Source organism: Allobosea eneae (assembly GCF_042657265.1).
GTDB lineage: Bacteria > Pseudomonadota > Alphaproteobacteria > Rhizobiales > Beijerinckiaceae > Allobosea > Allobosea eneae.
Map to the genome: position 1 here is coordinate 1 of NZ_JBHSLW010000116.1, position 5,029 is coordinate 5,029.

Below are 5,029 nucleotides of genomic sequence, written 5' to 3' on the forward strand. Positions count from 1 at the left end.
ATCGCCGACCTCCAAATCAGTCGGCTCTCCATGAATCAGACAATCCGCGTCAGAGGAATCCTCGAACAGACGCATGCGGCAATCCGTCCACACTGCCTAGGTCAAAAGGCTTGGCGTTAAGCTTTCGTTTACCCAAAATTCCTTGCGCCGAATCGAATCCGTAGCCAAGGTGTCGATAATTTCGCTGCGATGGCGAATTTATCGACACTATGGGTATTGGCGCGAATGAGCGTTCCAAAGACAAAAGAAGAATCTGAACCGTCCTTCGCCGACGTGATCCTGCAGCAGTCGAACGAGATCTCTCGGCGGCTAGAAATGCTGCGCATTGAGAAATTTCCGCCAAACGCCCAGAAGTCGCTTCGCCGGTTCTCAATGGCCGAGGTCGCAGACTTCATTGGTGTCTCGCAGAGCTATCTCAAGAAGCTGCACCTTTCCGGGAAAGGCGTTGAACCTATCGTTACGCCTACTGGACGGCGCTACTACACGGGAGAGCAGGTCAACGAGCTGCGCGAGTTGCTCGATCGCTCTCCTCGGCGCAAAGCAGGCGAGAAGCTGCAAATCATCGCGGTCGTGAACTTCAAGGGCGGCAGTGGAAAGACGACTACGGCTGTCCACCTGTCTCAGCACCTCGCTCTCAAGGGCTATCGGGTACTCGCCGTCGATCTCGATCCCCAGGCCTCGCTAACCGCGCTTTTCGGGATTCAGCCGGAGATCGACCAAAATCTCTCCTTCTATGAATCCTTGCGCTACGACAGCGAGCGCAAGCCGCTAACAGAGGTCATTCAGAAAACGAACTTCCCTGCCCTCGACATTGTGCCGGCGAACTTGGAGCTCCAGGAATACGAGTACGAAACGCCGATCGCGATGCGGGCAAAGGATCCGACTGCTGGCCGCACGTTCTTTACGCGTGTGGGGGCGGCGCTGGAAGAAGTCGATGATCAGTACGACGTCGTGGTGGTCGATTGCCCCCCACAACTCGGGTACCTCACCCTAACTGCTTTAGCTGCTGCGACGTCGGTTCTCATCACTGTACACCCGCAAATGCTCGATATCATGTCCATGGGTCAGTTCCTGCTCATGCTCGGCGATATTCTGAAGAGCATCGAGAACGCCGGTGCCAAAGTGTCGCTCGACTGGTTTCGTTATCTCGTCACGCGCTTTGAGCCCGGGGACGTACCCCAGCAGGAGATGGTGGGGCTCATGCAACTCATGTTTGCCCGACAGATGCTGAAGAACCCTATGGTCAAGTCCACGGCAATCTCCGACGCGGGCCTCACCAAACAATCCCTCTACGAGGTCGAACGCTCGGCGTTCACGCCGGCGACCTATGACCGAGCCCGGGAATCTCTCGACGCTGTTAATTCCGAAGTGATTTCTCTCATCGAAACAAGCTGGGGAAGGGCACGCTGATGACGGAATTGTCAGCCGTACAGATCGAGCTTTTCTCATTGAAACTCAGAACCTTAAATGCATTTCGGAGATGCCAATATGGCGCGCCGTGATATTTTCCGGGCAATCAAGGAAGTCGATACAAGCCAATCGGATAGGGCGGCCGCACCTGGCTACGCCTCCCGCGGGGCCAGCAAGAATATGTTGGCCTCGATCAACGAGCTCGCGGCAAAGGCCGCGCAGGCCGAGGCGCCGATCGACGGTGAGGTCGTTCAAGAGATCGATCCGGATCGAATCGAAGATTCTTTTGTCTCCGATCGCCTGACGCAAGAAGATGTCGCGTTCGAAGAGCTCGTAAACGGCATCAGAGAGCGAGGGCAGGACACGCCGATTCTCGTTCGCCCGCATCCGAACGACAGCGGGCGCTACCAAACGGTGTTTGGACATCGGCGGCTGCGAGCAGCGCGGCAGCTTGGCCGAAAGGTCAAAGCGGTTGTCCGGAATGTCTCTGACGAAGAGCATGTTATCGCGCAGGGCCAAGAAAACTCCGCCCGCGAGAATCTTACTTTTATTGAGCGTGCGCTTTTCGCTCAGCGTCTGATCGGGCGCGGCCATGACCGCGGGACAGTCCAAACTGCCCTGTCGGTCGACGCTCCAATGCTGACGAGAATGCTCTCGGTGTCGGGGCGCATTGAAGAGGATCTACTCCTGCTCATTGGCCCGGCCAACTCGATTGGTCGTGACCGCTGGCTGGAATTTGCGCAGCTTTACGAGAAGCCTTCAAATCGTTCGACGGTCTCGCAGGTCTGCCAAACTACGGTTTTTTTGGCGGCGACCTCCGAAGTGCGATTTGAGATGCTCCTCGGAGAATTGAAGAAGGCGGACAAGCCGCGGCGCGCCAGCCCAGATAAACCGGCGAAAGCTAAATGGCAGCCGGCTGACAAAGCCTTAGCGGCCGAATTGGTCGACACCGGGAAGACATTTTCTGTCGCGTTCAAGTCGAAGGATTCCGCCCGTTTCGGGCGATTCCTCGCTGAACGTCTCGACGCCCTCTATGGAGAGTTTCTTCAGCAGGAGAAAACGCAGGTGTAACCCGCAAAAGAAAAAGGCCCCCGAAACGAATTCCGGAAGCCCTTCTCTCGTGTAAGCAGCCTGAGAATCACACTTCCGCGAATCGCTGTCAAGAGTCGCGTCGAACGCAGTGTCGTTTTGGCGAGCCGGATTCTTTTGCCTAACAAAAGGTAAAGGAACGTGTTCTCGCACATTACAACGACGCCCTTTGGGCGGCGGCCGATGACGCTCGGCCAGATTTCAAAACAGATGGCGGCAAAGGCGGCGAAGCCTGATGCCGTCGTGCACAAATGGCAGGTCTTCCAGGACATCCGCGTGGCCCGGGAACTTCTCGGTGCGACGGATCGTTCGCTCGCGATCCTCAACGCGCTGCTGACGTTCCATCCGGAAACCGCACTCACCGGCGACGCCGAGCTCGTCGTTTGGCCTTCGAATGAGCAGCTCATGGCTCGCGCGAACGGCATGCCGGCGACGACGCTGAGGCGGCACATCGCGGTGCTGGTCGACTGCGGTCTGATCGTTCGGCGCGACAGCCCCAATGGCAAGCGCTTCGCGCGCAAGGGGAGGGGCGGGGAGATCGAACAGGCCTATGGCTTCGACCTCTCGCCGATCGTCGCTCGCGCCGAAGAGATCAAGGACCTGGCTGAGGCCGTCCACGTCGAGAAGAAGGCTTTTCGTGTCGCGAAGGAGCGGCTCACGCTGCTGCGGCGAGACATCGTCAAGATGATCGACGCCGGCATCGAGGAGCGGGTTCCGGGCAACTGGGGCCGAGTTCAGCAGACCTATCAGGCCATCATCGGCCGGTTGCCGCGCGCGGCCCCCAGGCAGCTGGTGGAGGCCATTTGCCTCGATCTGCAGGATCTCTGCACGCAGATCCGTGACGTGCTGGAATCATTCGCCAAAGCTCAGAATCCGGGTGCCAATGAGTCCCATTCTGGTCGCCACATACAGAATTCAAAACCAGACCCTCTATCTGAATCTGAACACGGCTTTTCAAAGAGTGATGAAGCGGCCGCCATCGTCGCGGAAACCGACAACGTCCGGAGCCTGCCGAAGCGGGAACTGCCTTTGGGGATTGTGCTCGATGCCTGCCCGAACTTGCGGGATCTGGCGCAGGGCGGCGAAATCCGACACTGGCGCGATTTCCTGGCTGCAGCCGAACTGGCCCGGCCGTCGCTCGGGATCAGCCCGAGCGCCTGGCGAGAAGCGCGCGAGGTCATGGGTGAGCAGCACGCCGCGATCACGCTGGCGGCGATGTATCAGCGCGCCGGACAGATCAACAACGCCGGTGGTTATCTGCGCAGCCTGACCGACCGGGCGAAGGAGGAGAAATTCTCGACCTGGCCGATGGTCATGGCGTTGCTGCGAGCTCGGCTCGATGCACAGAAGGCGGGGGCGGTCGAAGAGGGGTCGGCTGAGGACGGCGCATCGGTTGAGAAACCCCGTATCCAGGCCTCGGCGTCGCTGCTGAAAAGCTTGCAGAAGCCGAGGCCGTGATGGAGCTGGGCTTATCCTTTGGCAGCGGCCTCGGTCGTGTTGCCGTCTCCGGCGATCAATCCGGAGCGGCGGGCGCGATCGATCAGGTTCTTCACCGAGGAAGGCGACCATTTCGAGCCGCCTCGCGGGGTCCGCTCGTGCAGCCGTTCGAGCTGGGTTGCGATCTCGCGCAGCGTCAGGTCGGGGTTCGAAACATGGATGCCGGCCACCAGCGTGACCAGGCGATCCTCCGGGAGACGCGGCGGCGACTTCCGCAAGACCGCCCGGTCGGCCATGTGCTCGCTGACCAGCCATTTGACGGCGCGGCGCAAGCGCTCAGGTGTCCAGTCGAAGCCGCGCTGTCTCAACACGCGGGTTATGTCGTCCCAGCTATGGTCCGGCCGCATGCGCCTGACCGTCGGCAGCCATTGGCTCGCCGTTGCCTGAATGCGATCGCCATAGGCGGCCTTTTGGGCCGCGGTCATCTTCGCCAGCATCTCGGGCCGGCGTTCGCGAATGCCGGGATTGCCCGCAAGCCGGCCTTTGGCCTTTGCGGCCTTGATGCCGGCCTTGGTCCGCTCGGAGATCAGGGCGCGTTCGAGCTGCGCCACGGCGCCGAGGACCTGCAGAGAGAACATGCCCTGCGGCGTCGTCGTGTCGATTGGATCGCGCAGCGAGCGAAAATGCGCCCCCTTCTCCGTCAGATCCTCGATCACGTCGAGCAGATGACTGACGGAGCGGGCGAGGCGGTCGAGCCGGACGACAATGAGCGTGTCGCCGGCGCCGATCTCCCGCAGCAGTTTCGCCAGGGCCGGGCGGGCGCGCGAGGCGCCAGAACCATGCTCCTGGACGATGAGATCGCAGCCGGCCGAGCGCAGCTCGATCTCCTGCGCTTCCGTTGCCTGCTCGTCGGTTGAGACGCGCGCATAGCCGATCAGGCGGCCCTGTGGTCGACGAGAAGCTCGGTTTTGGGTGTCGCGAGCCATTTGGAGCGCCTGAGAGCCCGTCCCGAAAGGGTTGAGCGACTGGGGCACTCGTGATTCCAAGGGGTTGTTCAGGCCATCTTGGAGCGAGCGATGTGGACCCCAGCCAC

At 60.4% G+C, this 5,029-nt stretch carries 4 protein-coding genes; 3 read left to right on the forward strand and 1 reads right to left on the reverse strand.

All coding sequences use genetic code 11. The features are described from left to right. The first annotated feature begins 225 nt into the window (after nt 1-225). From repA to repC, 3 genes are all read left to right on the forward strand, one after another. Nucleotides 226-1,410, forward strand: coding sequence for a plasmid partitioning protein RepA (gene repA / locus ACFPOB_RS30120; RefSeq protein WP_377801840.1), 1,185 nt, complete (start codon nt 226-228; stop codon nt 1,408-1,410). A 78-nt stretch (nt 1,411-1,488) separates the two neighbouring features. After that, nucleotides 1,489-2,481 carry a plasmid partitioning protein RepB gene (gene repB, locus ACFPOB_RS30125; protein ID WP_377801841.1) on the forward strand — a complete coding sequence of 331 codons (993 nt, stop codon included), beginning with the start codon at nt 1,489-1,491 and terminating at the stop codon, nt 2,479-2,481. A 159-nt stretch (nt 2,482-2,640) separates the two neighbouring features. Next, a complete protein-coding gene (gene repC, locus ACFPOB_RS30130) occupies nt 2,641-3,957 on the forward strand; it encodes a plasmid replication protein RepC (RefSeq protein WP_377801842.1) in 1,317 nt (438 codons plus the stop codon). 11 nt (nt 3,958-3,968) lie between these two features. Here repC and ACFPOB_RS30135 read toward each other — a convergent pair whose 3' ends face one another. Continuing rightward, nucleotides 3,969-4,922: a recombinase family protein gene (locus ACFPOB_RS30135; protein WP_377801843.1), complete on the reverse strand. Its 954-nt coding sequence runs from the start codon at nt 4,920-4,922 to the stop codon at nt 3,969-3,971. Between the last annotated feature and the right edge of the window lie 107 nt (nt 4,923-5,029).

What these genes read in the sequence shown, in the direction of transcription:
- repA (WP_377801840.1), top strand. Translation starts at nt 226, where the DNA reads ATGAGCGTTCCAAAGACAAAAGAAGAATCTGAACCGTCCTTCGCCGAC.
- ACFPOB_RS30135 (WP_377801843.1), bottom strand. Translation starts at nt 4,922, where the DNA reads ATGGCTCGCGACACCCAAAACCGAGCTTCTCGTCGACCACAGGGCCGC.
- repB (WP_377801841.1), top strand. Translation starts at nt 1,489, where the DNA reads ATGGCGCGCCGTGATATTTTCCGGGCAATCAAGGAAGTCGATACAAGC.